The following is a 16,508-nucleotide window of genomic DNA, read 5'->3' on the forward strand; positions in this document are numbered from 1 at the left end:
CGGGCCGCATGCGGCACGTCGGCCATCTGCGCATTCAGGATGTCGCCGCGCTCGCCGCCGGTGCAGGTGGCCACCATCACGGACACTCCGGCTGCGACGTAGCTGGCCATGGTGGCCGCGCCCTTGCTCGACTCGTCATCGGGGTGCGCATGCACCGCGAGAAGGCGGTAGCCGCCGTCGTTCTCTGGATTTCCTGAAGGAGTAGCTGGAATTTGCTCCGGGCTGGGCACTGAATGCTCCTGAATCTTTCCTGGTGTGACTAGGCAAGCGGCCCCGGTCAGGGCGCCGGCTGGAAAATGACGGAAATTCACCTACGCACCGGTTGGTAAACTTGGAACCGATGAGCACCGACCACGCGCCAGTACCAAGAGTAGCCAATCGCTACGGCGCCCCCAAGCCGCAGCGGCCCGCCACCGGGCTTGCTCGCCGGCACAAGCGCTGGCTGATCTGGTTCGCCCTGGCTTCAGCGGTGGTTGCCACGGGTGTTTTCAGTATCTTCGCCGGTACGCCGGAGGTTTCATCAAAGGACGTAGGCTTCAGCATTGAAGGCCCCGCCGTGGCCCGCGTGGACTATGAGGTCACCAAGGATCCGGGCGCCACGGCGCAGTGCGCTGTGCAGGTACTGAACCAGTCCTACGCCATCGTGGGCTGGACCGTGGTGACCATCCCGCCCACCAACTCCCAATCCGTTGACGGTGGCACCTCGTCCCACAGCACCACGGTCCGCACCGAGTCTCAGGGGGTCAGCGGCGGCGTCAACGCCTGCTGGCTCCTTGAGGAATCCTGATTGTCACTGATCCAGAATCCGCCCGGTTATTGGGTATTTGAAGCTTGCTGTCTATAATGGACTGATACGTTCCGCCCCGCCCCGCGGTTGGTTCCTACTGAAGTACTTCAGGAGAAGAGGCCATCACGCAGGCGGGGTCTTTGCTTGTAGATGCGCGCATCACGGCAAAGGCCGCAGCCGAATCCCGCTTGAGGGCTTCGACGTACCTAAGGAGATATCGTGTCCACCAACAGCGCATCCGTCGCCTGGCTCACCAAGGAGTCCTACGACCGCCTTAAGGCTGAGCTGGACCACCTGTCCGGCCCAGGCCGCACCGAGATCGTTTCCCGCATTGAGCAGGCCCGCTCTGAGGGTGACCTCAAGGAGAACGGCGGCTACCACGCAGCCAAGGAAGAGCAGGGCAAGGCCGAGGCCCGCATCCGGCAGCTGACCGAACTGCTGAACAACGCACACGTGGGCGAGTCCCCGGCAGATGACGGCATTGTTGAGCCGGGCATGCTGGTCGAGGCGAACATCGCCGGAGACAAGGAGACCTTCCTCCTGGGCAGCCGGGAAGTAGCCGGGGACACGGATCTCAACGTCTACAGCGAGAGGTCCCCGCTGGGCGCAGCGATCCAGGGTCACAAGGCCGGAGACACCGTGAAGTACACCGCGCCCAACGGCAAGGAAATCACCGTCGAGGTCCTGTCGGCTAAGCCCTACGCGGGCTAGCTGTACTTCTCAACTAGCGCTGAGGCGGTCGGTCCCTGACGGGGCCGGCCGCCGCTTCAGTATCAGCGCAGCCAGGATTCCGCCGAGAGCCCCGAAGAGGTGGGCCTGCCAGGAGATGTTCGAGCCGAACTGCGGCAGCACGCCCCAGAGCAGCGAGCCGTACATCAGGAAGAGCAGCCCAGCGAGCAGGATCTGCTTCCAGTCCCGGTTGTAGAAGCCGCGGACCAGCAGGTAGGCAAACAGGCCGAAGACCAGCCCGGACGCACCGATGGTCACTCCGCCGCCGAAGATCCACACGCCCAGCCCGGAGGCCAGCCAGCTTGCCCCGACTGCCACTGCGAAACGCCGGGCGCCCTCCAGGAACGCCAGAAACCCCAGGACCAGCAGCGGCAGCGTATTGCTGAACAGGTGTCCGGCATCCGCGTGCAGCAGCGGCGCGAACAGCACGCCGTCCAGCCCCTCCACTTCCCGCGGCACAATGCCCAGCAGCCGGATCAGGAAGAAACCGGTGGCCGTGTTGACCAGATGCACAATCCACAGCAGGGCAGCGAAGCCGACGACAGTCGTTAACGCACCCCGCGCCCGCTTTGCCAGCATGTCAGCCCTGGATGACGACGGGTTGGAAGCCCTCTGCCCGCAGGTTGTTCAGCACCTGCTCGCAGTGTTCCTCGCCCTTCGTCTCCATGTTGATGGTGATCGCCACGTCCCCCATGCTGATCGAGCCACCCACCCGCGTGTGATCCACACCGGTCACGTTGGCGTCAGACTCCGCAATGATGCGGGAAATGGTGGCCAGCGAACCGGGCCGGTCATCGAGCAGCATCCGCACCACCAGATACCTGCCTGCAGCAGCGAGGCCGCGCTGGATGACCTTGAGCATCAGCATGGGGTCAATGTTGCCGCCGGAAAGCACGACGACGGTGTTCCCCGGGTTGGCCCCGTTTTCCGTCAGTTTTCCATCCAACAGTGCCGCGACGCCCACCGCGCCGGCCGGCTCCACCACCATCTTGGAGCGCTCCAGCAGGAAGATCAGCGCGCGGGCAAGGGAATCCTCGCTCACCGTGACAACGTCGTCGACGAGTTCGCGGATGATCGAGAACGGAAGCTGCCCCGGCCGGCCCACGGCAATGCCGTCCGCAATCGTGGAAACCTTCTGCAGCGGCACGAGGGCGTCCGCTGCGAGCGACGGCGGATAGGCGGCTGCGTTCTCCGCCTGCACGCCGATCACGCGGATCTCCCGGCCCAGCTCCCTGGCACGGGCCTTGACGGCAACTGAGACGCCTGCCAGCAGCCCGCCGCCGCCAACCCCCATGAGGATGGTGTCAACGTCCGGAACCTGCTCGAGGATTTCGAGGCCGATTGTCCCCTGCCCGGCCACCACGTCCACGTTGTCGAACGGGTGGACAAAGACAGCACCGTGCTCATCCGCGTACCGTTTTGCCTCGGTCAGTGCTTCATCCACGTTGTGCCCGTGGAGCACCACCTCCGCACCATGCCCGCGGGTTGCCGCGAGCTTCGGCAGCGCCACACCGAGAGGCATGTAAATGCGTGCCTTGATGCCAAGCCGGGCGGCTGCCACAGCCACGCCCTGGGCATGGTTGCCGGCCGAGGCCGCGACGACGCCGCGTGCCCGCTCCTCCGCGGAAAGCCTGGCCATCCGCGTGTAGGCGCCGCGCACCTTGAAGGAACCTGCGCGCTGCAGGTTCTCGCATTTGAGCGAAACCCTGGCACCGGTCAGCCTGCCAAGTGCGCGGGAGTCTTCGATCGGCGTGTACGCAATGACGCCGTCGAGCATTTTCTGAGCTTCGAGGACGTCCTCGAGGGTCACTGCCAGCTGGGCGAGATCCGTGGTCACGTTGACGCTTCTTTCGTGGAGGGTTCCGGCCCAAGTGGTTCACCGGATGAGTAGGGTGCAGGGACAACGCCCGGGCCGGGATGTCCCGCGGGCGCACCGAGGGCAGGATCCGTCTCCCAGGTGCGGCCCGCTATATAACGAACAACCGTGTTGAGGATCGCCAACAGCGGTACGGAAAACAAGGCGCCGGCAACGCCGGCAATAAGGGAACCGCCCGCAACCGCCAGCACCACTGCGAGGGGGTGCAGCGAGACGGCGCGGCCCATGACGAACGGCTGCAGGATATGCCCTTCCACCTGCTGCACCAGCAGCACGATGGCGAGCATCACCAGTGCGTTGACCCATCCATTGGCCACCAGGGCCAGTAGGACAGCCACCATGCCGGTGAAGAGCGCGCCGAGAATGGGTATGAACGAACCCAGGAAGACCAAAACCGTCAACGGAAGAACGAGCGGCACGCCAATGATGGCGGCTCCCAGACCGATTCCGACAGCGTCGATGAAAGCAACGAGGATCTGCACCCGGACGTAGTTGGCCATCGAGGTCCAGCCCTGGCGGCCGGCGCCCGCGATCGCCGCCCGGGCGCGCCGCGGTGCGAGGCCGGCGATGAAGCGCCAGATGGTGTCGCCGTCGTGCAGGAAGAAGATCAGCGCAAACACCGTGAGCAGCAGTCCGGCCAGGAAGTAGCCGGCACCGGATCCGAAGGAAAGCGCTCCGCTGACAATCACCCCGCTGTTGTTGTCCACAGCATTGGCGACTTCCTCGATGAAGCCGTCAATCTGTGACGAGGTGAGGTCCAGTGGACCGTCGGAGAGCCACTCCTGCACCTGCTCGATCCCCGCCAGCGCCTCGTCCCAGAGTGAAGCGAACCCCACGGCGAGCTGCTGCCCGACCAGGGAAAGGGTGGCGGCCACGGCGAGCAGGAATCCGAGAACGATGACGGAAACGGCGATTCCCCCCGGCACTTTGCGTACGCGCAGGAAGGTCACCGCCGGCAGCAGGAGACTCGAAAGGAGGCCCGCAATCATCAGGGGAATGACCAGCAGTGAAATCTGGCTCATCAGCCACAGCACCGCAGCAGACACCACAAGAATCAGGCCGACGCGCCACGCCCAGGCCGCCCCGATCCTCAACGCATAGGGGACATCCTCGCCGGCAGACCGGCCCGAGGGCGCAACAAGGCCGTTCGAGAAGGACTGCTGCGTTTTCCGCCGCGAAGGACGCGTCATGCCTCAATCTTTTCACAACCGTCTGACGGAACCATTTTCGGCCAACTGTTTGAATTTGTTCGAAACCGTTGTATTTTGTTAAGTGTCTTTCCTTCCGCCAACCTACGGGGTCCGCTGATGCTCGCTGCCGACCGGCATGCTGCCATTCTTGCGAAGCTCGGCGTGCGGCGGACGGTCCGCGTCGGCGAGCTGGCCGAGGCCTTGGGGGTCTCGGAAATGACCATCCGGAGGGACATCGACGTGCTCGATTCCGCCGGCGCACTGCGCAAGGTCCACGGCGGCGCAGCATCCCGGACCGCACTCAGTGCAATCGAACCCGGATTCGGTGTCAACGCAGACCAGCGCATCGAGGCCAAGGAGTCCATTGCCGCAACGGCGGCAGCCCTCATCCAACCGGGCATGACCGTGGCGCTCACCGGCGGAACCACCACCTACCGCCTGGTCGAGCACATCTCCGGGCCCCTGACCATCCTTACCAATTCCGTGCCCGCCGCCGAGAAGCTGCACCGGGCTGCAACACCTGGCGTGACCGTCCTGCTGACCGGCGGTGAGCGCTCCCCTTCCGAAGCGCTGGTAGGGCCCATTGCCGCAGCCACCGTCCGGTCCTTCAACGTGGACCTGTGCTTCATGGGTGCCCACGGCGTGGACGCCCAGGCCGGGATCACCACCCCCAATCTTGCCGAGGCAGACACAAACCGTGCATTTGCCGAGCAGTGCGGCCGGCTGATCGTTCTGGCTGACTCCACCAAGTTCGGCACGGTGAGCCTTGCCCGCATCACCGGGATCGAGCGGGTGCACTGCATTGTGACCGACTCCGAGCCGGATGACCCGCGCTATGCCCGGACAACGAGCATCCTCACTCCCCCAACCGGCCCATCCCCCAAACCCCAGGACACCCCATGACCCAGGTAACCCCCACCCGCTTATCCGACGGACGCGAGCTGATCTATTTCGACGCCAGCGAGGAAGCGGCGGCGCTGCACCGCGACCCTGCCGCCGTCGCCGATTCCCGTGGTCTCCCGCCCCGCGGCGGTACGGGAGACGTACGCTACGACCCCCTGACCGGCGAATGGACGGCCGTGGCCGCACACCGGCAGACGCGCACCCACCTGCCCCCCGCGGACCAGTGTCCACTGTGCCCCTCCACAGCCGGCAACCTGTCCGAAGTTCCCGCCTCCGACTACGAGGTTGTGGTTTTTGAGAACCGCTTCTCCTCCTTTGGACCCGCGCTCGGTGAGCTGCCGGACCTCCAGCCCGCCAGCACAGGCTGGGGCACGACGACGACGGCCTTCGGACGGTGCGAAGTGGTCGCGTTCGATTCCTCCCACGAGGGCTCCTTCGGGTCCTTGCCGCCGGAGCGGGCTCGCACCGTCGTCGAAGCGTGGGCACACCGGACCGAAGCGTTGTCCGCAATGGAAGGCATCCGGCAGGTTTTCCCGTTCGAGAACCGCGGCGCGGACATCGGGGTGACCCTGCTGCATCCGCATGGGCAGATCTACGCCTATCCGTTCGTTCCGCCTCGCGCGGCGCTGATGGGGCAGGCTGCCCGGCGCTATTTTGACGCCGTCGACGGGCGCGGCACCCTGATGGGCTCCGTGCTGAAGTCCGAGCGTGAATCCGGCGAGCGCATGGTGCTTGAAGGCGCACACTTCAGTGCCTACGTGCCGTTCGCTGCACGCTGGCCGCTGGAAGTGCACCTGGTGCCGCACCGTCACGTTCCCGATATTGCCGCACTGACCGGCGAGGAAAAGGACGAGCTGACCACGCTGTACCTCGACCTGCTGGCCCGCGTGGACGGCATCTACAGCACCCCCACCCCCTACATTGCCGCGTGGCATCAGGCGCCCCTGGTTCCTGACCTGCGCGAGGCCGGCTACCTTCACCTGCAGCTGACTTCTCCCCGCAGGGCTGAGGATAAGCTGAAGTTCCTCGCCGGCTCGGAAGCAGCAATGGGTGCTTTCATCAACGACACCACTCCGGAGCAGGTTGCCGCCACCCTGCGCGCCGCAACACCAGCAGGGAAGGTAACAGCATGACTCTCGTTCAGCAGTTTGAGGATCGCTTCGGGCACTCACCCGTCGGCGTTTGGGCAGCTCCCGGCCGCGTCAACGTGATCGGTGAGCACACCGATTACAACGACGGGTTTGTGCTGCCGTTTGCGATCGACCGAGCCACGCAGGTGGCAGCTTCCGTCCGGGAAGACTCCACCGTCCGGGTCAGTTCGACCTTCTCCAGCTCCGGCTCCGGCTCCGGCGAGGTCATCATCAGCGATCTGGATGAACTGGCTGCCGGCGACGTCGAGGGTTGGGCTGCCTACCCGGTGGGCGTTCTGTGGGCCCTGCGGCAGGCGGGCCATTCGGTCATGGGCATGGACCTGCTGATTGACTCGCAGGTTCCGGTTGGAGCCGGCCTGTCGTCCTCCGCCGCCATCGAGTGCGCAGTGGCGGTCGCCGCCAATGAGCTGTACGGGCTCGGTCTCAGCGGCTCGGAGCTCGCGCTCATCGGCCAACGCGCCGAAAACGAGATGGTCGGCGCGCCCACCGGCCTGATGGACCAGTCCGCGTCGCTGCTGGGCAAGCTCGGACACGCGGTGTTCCTGGACTGCCGTACGCAGCACGCCGACCTAGTTCCCCTGCCGTTGCAGGAGAACGGTTTGGCCCTCCTAGTCATCGACACCCGGGTAAGTCATTCCCATGCAACCGGCGGCTACGCATCACGCCGTCGTGCCTGTGAAGTCGGTGCCGATGTCATGGGCGTTCCGGCGCTGCGCGACCTCAGCGAAGAGGACCTCGAGGAGGCATCCGGCCTGCTGGACGAGGAGACGTTCCGGCGGGTACGGCACGTCGTCACGGAGAACGCCCGGGTGCAGGCCGCCGTCGAGCTTCTCCGTAACGAAGGACCACGGGCGATTGCGCCGTTGCTGGATGCGAGCCACGTCTCTATGCGGGACGATTTTGAGATCTCCTGTGCTGAGCTGGACCTCGCCGTTGAATCGTCCCGCGAGGCCGGTGCACTGGGTTCCCGCATGACGGGCGGCGGCTTCGGCGGCTCGGCCATTGCGCTGGTTCAACTGGCGGATCTGGACCGCGTCGGCGCAGCAGTGATGGCGGCCTTTGCCGCAGCGGGTTTCACCGAACCGGCCATCTTCGCGGTGTCCCCGGCGGACGGAGCCGGCCGGGTTTCCTGAGGTTTCTCCGCCACCGCCACCCAACCACCCCAGGAAGATTTGCGCAGGTCCGGTGGGTTCAGCGGCGCTGAACCCACCGGACCTGTGCAAAATTTCCCCTTAACGAGGAAGGCCCCCGGCGGTTGCCGGGGGCATTCCTCGTTAGACCCAAGTCAGAGCGCTGTTACTCGCTGCCACGCAGGATCGCGATGAGGCGGAGGAACTCGATGTACAGCCACACGAGAGTGACTGTCAGACCGAATGCTGCCGTCCAGGAGTACTTGCGCGGTGCACCGTTGCGGACGCCTTCGCTGATCATCGTGAAGTCGATGACCAGGGAGAAAGCGGCGAGGCCGATGGCGAAGACGCCGATGACTACACCCCAGGGGATGGACGTACCGGGAATCATCTCACTTCGGAGGCCGAACATGCTGTCGGTAACTCCGAATAGCATCAGTCCGAGGTTCACGAGGCTGAACAGCGCGTATCCAATGATTGCAATCATGAAGATCTTCATGGCCTTGGGTGTGGCGCGCACCTTGCCGTTCTTGAAGAGCAGCAGCGTCACCGCGAACACCGACAGCGTACCGATCAGCGCCTGCATGGCGATGTTCGGGAACATTGCCTCGAGGAACATGGTGATGCCGCCGAGGAACAGGCCCTCAAGGAACCCGTAGCCAAGAATCAGCGCAGGAACCGGCTCGCGCTTGAAGGAGTTGACCAGGCCCAGCACGAAGCCGCCGATCAGACCGACAATCATCAGCAGCGGCGCCAGCGAGGGGAACAGGAACACCGGAACAGCGGCGCCCACCAACACCATGCCGATCGTGGCAACGGTCTTGACGATGACGTCGTCGAACGTCATGCGCCCCGTATCCGCAGGACCTGCCGAAGGCTGATTGTAGAGGTGCTCCAGCTGCTGCTGGTTCATAGCCGTTTGACCGGCCAAAGCTGTGGAACCGTACGCTGCCGAATTGTTGCCGCGGGCAGCGGTACGGAAGTTCTTACCGTTGAAAACCGGGTTTCCGCCGATTGCCATTGTGATGTAGTCCTCCATCTGGGGGCTGAGATTGTTCAACCCTACCAATATCAACGGATTCCACGCCGTTTTGTTCCTGAACCGCCCAGCCGGCTCTACCCGCGGCTGGAGAGCGCCAACGGTAGACTGTCGGCGTGCCAAACCTCCCTGCAGCCAAAGCTCCCCTGCCCGACGCACTGCCGCTGAAGATGCTGCACGACCGCCTCCTGGTCATCCTGGACAAGGACAGAAGCGAGCGGCGCTCGTCGTCGGGCATTGTCATTCCCGCCACCGCGGTGATGGGTAAGCGGCTCGCGTGGGCAGATGTGGCCGCGGCCGGACCCAGCGTCCGGCAGGTTTCGCGCGGTGACCGCGTGCTGTTCGACCCTGAAGAGAAATCCGAGGTCGACGTCGGCGGCACCGACTACATCCTCCTGCGCGAACGGGACGTCCATGCGGTGGCGCAACCAGAGACCGACGACGCCGGCACCGGCCTCTACCTCTAGCCACACCCTGGCGCCGGCCCAGTTTCCTCGCTCGAAGGCGTTCGCGCTACCCGCCGGTAGTCTCCGCCGAACAGTTGTTATGCAATTGCTATCTGGCAGGCCCCGTATGGCAAAAAGTGGTAACACAGCGCAGGTAACATAATCTCCACACTGAGTGACTTCGATCACAGGCTGTAAGGCCGTCGTACCTCGACGGACAAGCCACCATCGTGGAGGTTCATAACTTGATAACCAAGCCGACGCCGGCATGGCGCAGGAGGCTACTGATCCTGATTGCCGGCCTCATGGCCGCATGCTTCATGAGCGCACCCGCTGCAGGAGCATCAGCCTCCGTTGCTGCACCTGTCATGAACATGCAGACCCCCGCCTCCGTCCAGGCCGGGGAATTCCAAAACAGGATCAGCGGCGTGCTGCGCAACGCCGAGGGTCCGCTTGCAGACGTCCGCATCACGGTCACCGGTGAGGGTTTCGAAGGCGAAACCACCTCCGATGAAAACGGCCGCTGGGTTGTTGAGGTCGAGGAGCAGGGTGCCTACGAGGTGGAACTCGATGAGTCCACCCTCCCCGAGGGAGCCGCTCTGGCCGAAGGCCAGGAGAACCCCCGCACCGTTACCTTCGCCGGAACCACAAACATCACCACGCTCTTCCTGTTCGGTGAGGGCATTGTGCTGGAAACCACGAGTTTCTGGAACGTCTTCGCCGACCGCGCTGTGGCCGGCCTCAGCTTCGGCCTTCTCCTGGCACTGAGCGCGGTCGGGCTCTCACTGATCTTCGGCACCACCGGACTCACCAACTTCGCCCACGGAGAGATGGTCACGGCGGGGGCGGTACTGACCTTCGCCTTCGCGGCCATCGGGCTGCCGGCGTTCCTCGCAATCGTCCTAGCCGTCATTGCAGGAGGTGCGCTGGGCTATGTCCAGGACGCGGGCCTCTGGAAGCCGCTGAGGAAACGGGGCTCCGGGCTCATCCCGATGATGATCGTCAGCATCGGTCTCGCCCTGGCCCTGCGCTACATCATCCAGTTCTTCTTCGGCGGTGCAACGCAGCAACTTCCAGGCGCACAGGGCCGCATCCTCGACTTCGGGCCGGTATCCATCTCGCAGAACAACCTGACGTCGCTGATCACCAGCCTCGTTGTCATCCTGCTCATCGCGTTCCTGCTCCTGCGTACGCGCATCGGCAAGGCAACCCGGGCGGTCGCTGACAACCCGGCGCTGGCAGCTGCATCAGGAATCGACGTCGACCGCGTTATCCGGCTGGTCTGGGTGGTCGGCGGAGCACTCGCGGCCCTCGGCGGCATCCTCTGGGCCTACTACCGCCCCGGTGTCTCCTTCAATATGGGCCAGCAGATTTTGCTGCTGATCTTCGCGGGCGTGGTCCTCGGCGGGCTGGGTACAGTCTTCGGCGCCCTTGTCGGCTCGCTTATCGTTGGCCTCTTCGTCGAAGTGTCCACCATCTGGCTGGAGGCTGACCTCAAGTACGTCGGCGCTCTGCTCATCATGATCATTGTTCTTCTCTTCAAGCCAGAGGGCATCCTCGGCCGTCGAGAGCGCGTAGGTTAGGGGCCACCTGAAATGGACTTCGGAAATATTCTTGCCCTCGCCTTCGGCGAGATCATCAGCCCGACGACGGCGGCCTACGCGCTGGCGGCGCTCGGTCTCGCAGTGCACTTTGGCTATACCGGGCTGCTCAACTTCGGCCAGGCAGGTTTCATGGCGGTCGGCGCGTACGGCTTCGCTATCCCGACCCTCAGTTTCGGTGCGCCGCTTCCGGTCGCAGTACTGATAGCGCTGCTGGCTTCAGTGGTCTTCGCGATCCTGCTCGGCATTCCCACCCTGCGCCTGCGCGCAGATTACCTTGCCATCGTGACCATCGCTGCAGCGGAAATCATCCGCTATGTGGTGACGACCAACAGCCTCACGAACGTCACCGGCTCAGCCAACGGCCTCGCCGGAGGTTTCGAGAACGGGTTCTTCGCGCTGAACCCGTTCCCCGAGGGTGCCTACAACATCGGTCCGGTCGGCATGAACGCGGACGGGCTTTTCATCCGGGTGGTGGGCTGGACGATCGTTGCCCTGGCCTGCCTGTCCGTGTGGCTGCTCATGCGCAGTCCGTGGGGACGGGTGCTGAAGGGTATCCGCGAAGACGAGAACGCTGTGCGTTCCCTCGGCAAGAACGTCTACGCGTACAAGATGCAGGCGCTGATCATCGGTGGTCTGATGGGCACGGTTGCGGGGATGATCTTCACCATCCCCCGCGGGGCCGTGCAGCCGGCGAACTACGCGACGGAGCTCACGTTCTTCCTCTACACCGTGCTGCTGCTCGGCGGCATGGCCACCGTGCTTGGTCCGGTCATCGGCGCAATGATCTTCTGGGTGGTTCTCTCCCTCACCCAGAGCCTGCTCTTCGGCGCCATCGAAACCGGCGCCATCACATTCCTCACCAACGTCCAGGCCGGTCAGCTCCGGTACATCCTGGTGGGTGTTGCGCTCATGCTGCTCATGATCTTCAGGCCGCAGGGCGTACTCGGCAACAAAAAGGAGTTGGCGTTCGCATGAGTGAACCCACGGCGGAACCGACACCGCAACCCCCAGCAAAGCCAGGCGGACGGCGCGCAGCACATGCCGTTTCCGGCTCAGCCCAATCGCCAGCCGGGTCCATGCCCGGGCCCGCGGCGGATGGCATTGACTACATGACTGATTCACGGCCCATCACCGACGACACCCCCGGCCCGGGCTGCCGCAAGCGCGATCCGATCGTCACGGCGAAGAACGTCACCCGGAGCTTCGGAGGCGTCAACGCCGTCGATGTTGAGTACCTCGAGATCCCGCGGAACAAGATCACCGCGCTCATCGGCCCCAATGGCGCAGGCAAGACGACCCTGTTCAATCTGCTCACCGGGTTTGATTCGCCGCAGAGCGGGGAATGGACGTTCGACGGCCAGCCCCTGGCCGGCGTCGCGCCCTACAAAGTGGCGCGTCTCGGCATGGTCCGCACGTTTCAGCTGACCAAAATCATGGGCAAGCTCACCGTCATGGAAAACATGCGCCTCGGCGCTACAGACCAGCCGGGTGAGAGCCTCGCGCGAGCCCTCTTCAAGGGCCTGTGGGGCGGCCGCGAGAAGGAGATCACCGGCCAGGCCGAGGTCCTGCTGAAGAAATTCAAGCTGGATGCCAAGACTGACGACTACGCCGCCTCCCTCTCCGGCGGGCAGCGCAAGCTGCTGGAGATGGCACGGGCCCTGATGGTCAAGCCGCGCCTGGTGATGCTTGACGAGCCGATGGCAGGCGTGAACCCGGCACTCACCCAGTCCCTGCTTGACCACATCAAGAACCTGAAGGCAGAGGGCATGAGTGTCCTGTTCGTCGAACATGACATGCACATGGTCCGGCACGTTGCGGACTGGGTGGTGGTCATGGCGGAAGGCCGCGTGGTCGCGGAGGGAACTCCCGACGTCGTCATGAAGGATCCGGCGGTCATCGACGCCTATCTCGGTGCTCACCACGACGTCGACCTCGGCGACTCCCACGGCGTGGAAAAGCTCGAGGCCGAGCTTTCCCACGACGAGGAGTCTGTGGTGGGAACAGAGAATGCGGGGCTCCTGGACCACGCCAGAATCACCGAGCTTGAGGGCACCGCCCGAGACACTGGAACAGAGGAGAAGCGGCCATGAGCGAAGCAGCGGGAACCGCAGGATCACAGCGCGCCCACGGCGCGGAGTCAGTGCCCGGCAAGTCCGTCGTGAAGGTCACCGATCTAGTGGCCGGCTACCTGCCCGGCGTCAACATCCTGAACGGTTGCTCAATCGAAGCGCGGTCGGGTGAACTGATCGGGATTATCGGTCCCAACGGCGCAGGGAAGTCGACTCTCCTGAAGGCAATGTTCGGCCTTGTGAAAGTGCACTCCGGCACCGTAGTGGTGCGTGACCAGGACATCACCGGCCTGAAAGCCAACAAGCTGGTCAGCAAGGGTGTGGGATTTGTCCCGCAGAACAATAACGTCTTCGCCACCCTGACCATCGAAGAGAACCTTCAGATGGGCATGTACCAGCGGCCCAAGGACTTCAAGGAACGCTTCGACTTTGTCACCGGCCTCTTCCCGGAGCTCGGCAAGCGGCGCGCCCAGCGCGCCGGGTCTCTCTCGGGTGGTGAACGGCAGATGGTGGCCATGGGCAGGGCACTCATGATGGAACCGGCCGTGCTACTCCTTGACGAGCCGTCCGCCGGTCTCTCCCCCGTCAAACAGGATGAGACGTTCCTCCGTGTCCATGAAATCAACCGGGCCGGCGTCTCGGTCATCATGGTGGAGCAGAACGCCAGGCGGTGCCTGCAGATCTGCGACCGCGCCTACGTCCTCGACCAGGGCAAGGACGCCTACACCGGCACCGGACGCGAGCTCATGAAGGACCCCAAGGTTATCCAGCTTTATCTCGGGACGCTCGCCGACACCGCGTAGCTCACGCCAGTAGAGGCCCTCTCCGTCCAGGAGGGGGCCTCAGCTGCGTTAAGGGCCCGCCCACACGCAGAAGAACCCCTCTCAGGCTGGGAGGGGTTCTTCTGTACTGTGCGAGTGAATCAGGTGGTGCGGTTAGAGCTGTCCTGCCTCGGAACGGTAAGGCTGCGGAACATTGTCCGCGTCGAACTCGTAGATACCGATGAAGGCTTCGGTCGGATCACCGTTCTCGTCGAACGTGATCGGGCCGGAGATGCCCTGGTAATCGATATCCTCGCCGTTGCGCTGGAGGGTGATGCAGCCTGCGTAGTCGAAGCACTCAGTGCCCTCCTTGGACACTGCCTCGAGTTCAGCTGCGATTGCTGCTCCGTCAATGCTTCCCGCTGCATCTGCGGCGAGGGCAATGAGGTTCACGGCATCGTAGCTTTCACCTGCGTAGTTCCAGACGTTCAGGTTCGGGTCGATACCGGCCAGCGCCTCCTTGAACTGGTCGCCTGCGAAGGAACCGGGCTGGGTGCCCTGTGCGCCTTCGAGAGTGCCGGGATCGAGATCCTCGCTGTAGTCGGCGGTGTTGCCGTCCACGAAGAACATCGATCCTGGGTCAACACCCTGACCGGTCATCAGCGGGATGATGCTGTTGGCCTGGTCGAAGCTGATAACCACGTAGGCGTCAGGCTCGGCTGCCACGAGGGCGTCCACCTGGCTGCTGAACTGCGAGTCACCCTCATTGAACATTTCCTCGGCGACGACCTGGCCGCCGGCGCTCTCAACTGTTTCCTTGATACTGGCCTGGAGACCGGTGCCGTACGCATCGTTGAGTACGATCATGCCCACGGTCTGTGCACCACAGGCCATGATGTAGTTGCCGAGCACGCGGCCCTGCAGGACGTCGGAGGGAGCGGTCCGCCAGTAGAGCCCGTTGTCATCCCAGTCGGTGAAGTCCGGAGAGGTATTCGCGGGCGACATCTGGACTACGCCTGCGCCGGTGATCTGGTTGATCACCGTCTGCGATACGCCGGACGACGCCGCGCCGACAATCGCACTGACATCCTGGGACAGGAGGTCGGTCACGGACTGCGTTGCAATGTCAGTGGTCGTGTCACCGGAATCGCGGTGGATGATCTCGATGTCCTGGCCGAGCACGCCGCCGGACTCGTTGATTTCCTGTGCCGCGAGGTTGACGCCTGCAATTTCGGGAGGACCGAGGAATGCGAGCGCGCCCGTTGTGGGCAGGAGGGATCCGAGCACCAAGGGAGATTCGGAAGTGGTTTCCGCCTCAGGTACTGCACTCGGATCGCCCTTTTCGCCGGGCTCGGGGGCTGCGCCGCCCTGACTCTCGGGACAGGTGAGTCCCGACGCTGCCGCTGCCGAGGCTGTCTCGTCCGAAGGTGAGGCGCCGTCACCTTCGGGGGTGGGATTTCCACCGCAGGCAGATGCGAAAAGTGCGACTCCCAGACTCAGGGCTGCAATCTTCGCTGCGCGCGGAGCATTCTCCCCGATGCTGAACCGCGCGGAGTTACGTGTTGCTGTCATGAAATTTATCTCCTCGATCGAAAGACTCGATCAGCCTTTGATGCGATCTCCAGGTGTTCCTGGTATGTGAAAAAGCTAGTGCAAAAACGTGTCCAAGATAAGCAAATCTGGTTACATCCTTGTAACGCTCGTCACAGGGGTCTTGACTAGACTTCCAGCGGCATCGATCGAACATGTGTGCGGCTCGCGTATTCTTGATGGGATGCTCTGGTGGACTCCCTGCCGGGACGTCCGTCGGAAGTTACGCCCCAGTAGCCCAATGGCAGAGGCAGGAGACTTAAAATCTTCACAGTGTGGGTTCGAGTCCCACCTGGGGCACCATCGGCGATGCCGCGCAGTCAGCTCTCTTCAGTCCCGAAGTACAGGTGTTTGTGCAGCCGGCAGCCAGGGTTGAACGGTGCACTGCACGAGAAACATCCGTCAGCCTCCAGGTAGTCCCGGATGGACATGGTGCACCGGCACACACCGCACAAGATTGCATCCGTGCCGTACTCCCCCGGTGGCCAGACCTCGGCGGCGTGGTCTGCCGTCTCCGCATGGCACAGATGGCAGGGGTAAAACTCGCCGCAGCACCTGAACCGGATGGCAACGATGTCCAGGTCCGTCCGGTAATGCACGCAGCGCGTTTGATCATCAACCGCACGCCCCAGCACCTTCCTCACGATCGTGAACTATAGCTGCTTAAACGACGACGGCGGCACCCGTGAAGGGTGCCGCCGTCGCCTTGAGGAGGTACTAGGCCTTGAGGAGGTACTAGGCCTTGGCCTTGGTCTTCTCTGTATCCTCGGAGCGGTTCTTGTCCAGCGAGGGCGTCTCCTGCTTCTTCGGCGGAGGAGTGGCAGCCTCACGGAACTGGCGGCGGGGAGTCTGCAGATCCATCAGCTGGGTGGTGTCACGCCCGAAGACGAAACCGAGCACCCAGTTGCCCACTACGCGGGCCTTGCGCTCGAACATGGGCATCGCCATGCCGTGGTAGCCGCGGTGTGCAAGCCACGCGGGCAGTCCGCGCATGCCGAAGCCCATGATGTTGGCTACGCCCTTGTACTGGCCGAACCCGGCAACCGCACCGAGGTTCTTGTGCCTGTATTCACGGACGCGGCCCACGCCGTAGCGCTCAGCGTAGATGTTGTCGGCGAGAAGCTTGGCCTGCCGCACAGCGTGCTGCGCGTTCGGGACGCAGAAACCGCCCACGCCGCCGCCGGAGAGATCGGGCACTGCGGAAACGTCACCGGCCGCCCAGGCGCCGTCCAG

Annotated in this window: 17 protein-coding genes, 1 tRNA gene and 1 pseudogene; 11 read left to right on the forward strand and 8 right to left on the reverse strand. The window is 63.9% G+C overall.

The annotated features are described in order from the left end of the window. A partial coding sequence (locus P4U43_RS15345; RefSeq protein WP_277359526.1) for a PIG-L family deacetylase occupies positions 1-212 on the reverse strand: 212 nt, incomplete at its 3' end. 128 nt (positions 213-340) lie between these two features. On the opposite strand from P4U43_RS15345, the gene P4U43_RS15350 reads away from it, so the two are divergent. Together P4U43_RS15350 and greA are read left to right on the forward strand one after the other, a co-directional pair. Continuing rightward, a complete protein-coding gene (locus tag P4U43_RS15350) occupies positions 341-787 on the forward strand; it encodes a DUF4307 domain-containing protein (protein WP_277359517.1) in 447 nt (148 codons plus the stop codon). A 216-nt stretch (positions 788-1,003) separates the two neighbouring features. Continuing rightward, complete coding sequence (greA, locus tag P4U43_RS15355) at positions 1,004-1,498, forward strand: transcription elongation factor GreA (RefSeq protein WP_056548871.1); 495 nt, start codon at positions 1,004-1,006, stop codon at positions 1,496-1,498. Between the two features lie 9 nt (positions 1,499-1,507). On the opposite strand, the gene P4U43_RS15360 is transcribed toward greA, so the two are convergent. From P4U43_RS15360 to P4U43_RS15370, 3 genes are read right to left on the reverse strand one after another with little or no spacing between them, the layout of a single operon-like run. After that, positions 1,508-2,095, reverse strand: coding sequence for a rhomboid family intramembrane serine protease (locus tag P4U43_RS15360; RefSeq protein WP_277359518.1), 588 nt, complete (start codon positions 2,093-2,095; stop codon positions 1,508-1,510). A gap of 1 nt (position 2,096) precedes the next feature. Further along, complete coding sequence (gene ilvA / locus P4U43_RS15365) at positions 2,097-3,293, reverse strand: threonine ammonia-lyase (protein ID WP_277359527.1); 1,197 nt, start codon at positions 3,291-3,293, stop codon at positions 2,097-2,099. Between the two features lie 56 nt (positions 3,294-3,349). Beyond that, positions 3,350-4,582 carry an AI-2E family transporter gene (locus tag P4U43_RS15370; RefSeq protein WP_277359519.1) on the reverse strand — a complete coding sequence of 411 codons (1,233 nt, stop codon included), beginning with the start codon at positions 4,580-4,582 and terminating at the stop codon, positions 3,350-3,352. Between the two features lie 117 nt (positions 4,583-4,699). Between P4U43_RS15370 and P4U43_RS15375 the strand changes: the two genes are divergently transcribed. The 3 genes from P4U43_RS15375 to galK are packed head-to-tail and all read left to right on the forward strand — an operon-like array spanning position 4,700 to position 7,769. Next, positions 4,700-5,485, forward strand: a complete 786-nt coding sequence (locus tag P4U43_RS15375) for a DeoR/GlpR family DNA-binding transcription regulator (RefSeq protein ID WP_277359520.1) — start codon at positions 4,700-4,702, stop codon at positions 5,483-5,485. Continuing rightward, a complete protein-coding gene (galT, locus tag P4U43_RS15380; RefSeq protein WP_277359521.1) occupies positions 5,482-6,618 on the forward strand; it encodes a galactose-1-phosphate uridylyltransferase in 1,137 nt (378 codons plus the stop codon). The genes P4U43_RS15375 and galT overlap by 4 nt, the downstream gene beginning before the upstream one ends. Beyond that, positions 6,615-7,769, forward strand: coding sequence for a galactokinase (galK, locus tag P4U43_RS15385; RefSeq protein WP_277359522.1), 1,155 nt, complete (start codon positions 6,615-6,617; stop codon positions 7,767-7,769). Before galT ends, galK begins: the two co-directional genes overlap by 4 nt. 163 nt (positions 7,770-7,932) lie before the next feature. Here galK and P4U43_RS15390 read toward each other — a convergent pair whose 3' ends face one another. After that, complete coding sequence (locus P4U43_RS15390; protein ID WP_277359528.1) at positions 7,933-8,787, reverse strand: Bax inhibitor-1/YccA family protein; 855 nt, start codon at positions 8,785-8,787, stop codon at positions 7,933-7,935. 188 nt (positions 8,788-8,975) lie between these two features. Between P4U43_RS15390 and P4U43_RS15395 the strand changes: the two genes are divergently transcribed. The 5 genes from P4U43_RS15395 to P4U43_RS15415 all read left to right on the forward strand — a co-directional run bounded on the left by P4U43_RS15395 (position 8,976) and on the right by P4U43_RS15415 (position 13,727). Beyond that, complete coding sequence (locus P4U43_RS15395; protein ID WP_277359529.1) at positions 8,976-9,272, forward strand: GroES family chaperonin; 297 nt, start codon at positions 8,976-8,978, stop codon at positions 9,270-9,272. 284 nt (positions 9,273-9,556) lie between these two features. Further along, positions 9,557-10,834 carry a branched-chain amino acid ABC transporter permease gene (locus P4U43_RS15400; RefSeq protein WP_404800758.1) on the forward strand — a complete coding sequence of 426 codons (1,278 nt, stop codon included), beginning with the start codon at positions 9,557-9,559 and terminating at the stop codon, positions 10,832-10,834. A gap of 12 nt (positions 10,835-10,846) precedes the next feature. Beyond that, on the forward strand, positions 10,847-11,830 hold the full coding sequence (locus tag P4U43_RS15405; RefSeq protein WP_277359524.1) for a branched-chain amino acid ABC transporter permease: 984 nt from the start codon (positions 10,847-10,849) through the stop codon (positions 11,828-11,830). 101 nt (positions 11,831-11,931) lie between these two features. Then, positions 11,932-12,945, forward strand: a complete 1,014-nt coding sequence (locus P4U43_RS15410; RefSeq protein WP_404800759.1) for an ABC transporter ATP-binding protein — start codon at positions 11,932-11,934, stop codon at positions 12,943-12,945. Further along, positions 12,942-13,727: an ABC transporter ATP-binding protein gene (locus tag P4U43_RS15415; protein ID WP_277359525.1), complete on the forward strand. Its 786-nt coding sequence runs from the start codon at positions 12,942-12,944 to the stop codon at positions 13,725-13,727. Before P4U43_RS15410 ends, P4U43_RS15415 begins: the two co-directional genes overlap by 4 nt. A 132-nt stretch (positions 13,728-13,859) precedes the next feature. On the opposite strand, the gene P4U43_RS15420 is transcribed toward P4U43_RS15415, so the two are convergent. Beyond that, on the reverse strand, positions 13,860-15,257 hold the full coding sequence (locus P4U43_RS15420) for an ABC transporter substrate-binding protein (protein ID WP_056548887.1): 1,398 nt from the start codon (positions 15,255-15,257) through the stop codon (positions 13,860-13,862). Between the two features lie 245 nt (positions 15,258-15,502). Between P4U43_RS15420 and P4U43_RS15425 the strand changes: the two genes are divergently transcribed. Then, a tRNA-Leu gene (locus P4U43_RS15425) sits at positions 15,503-15,578 on the forward strand. A gap of 17 nt (positions 15,579-15,595) precedes the next feature. Here P4U43_RS15425 and P4U43_RS15430 read toward each other — a convergent pair. After that, complete coding sequence (locus P4U43_RS15430) at positions 15,596-15,919, reverse strand: CHY zinc finger protein (protein WP_318533039.1); 324 nt, start codon at positions 15,917-15,919, stop codon at positions 15,596-15,598. A gap of 91 nt (positions 15,920-16,010) precedes the next feature. Beyond that, positions 16,011-16,508 (reverse strand): annotated as a pseudogene (locus P4U43_RS15435) (NAD(P)/FAD-dependent oxidoreductase); the annotation flags it as partial.

The organism is Arthrobacter vasquezii (assembly GCF_029455255.1).
GTDB classification, from domain to species: domain Bacteria; phylum Actinomycetota; class Actinomycetes; order Actinomycetales; family Micrococcaceae; genus Arthrobacter_D; species Arthrobacter_D parietis.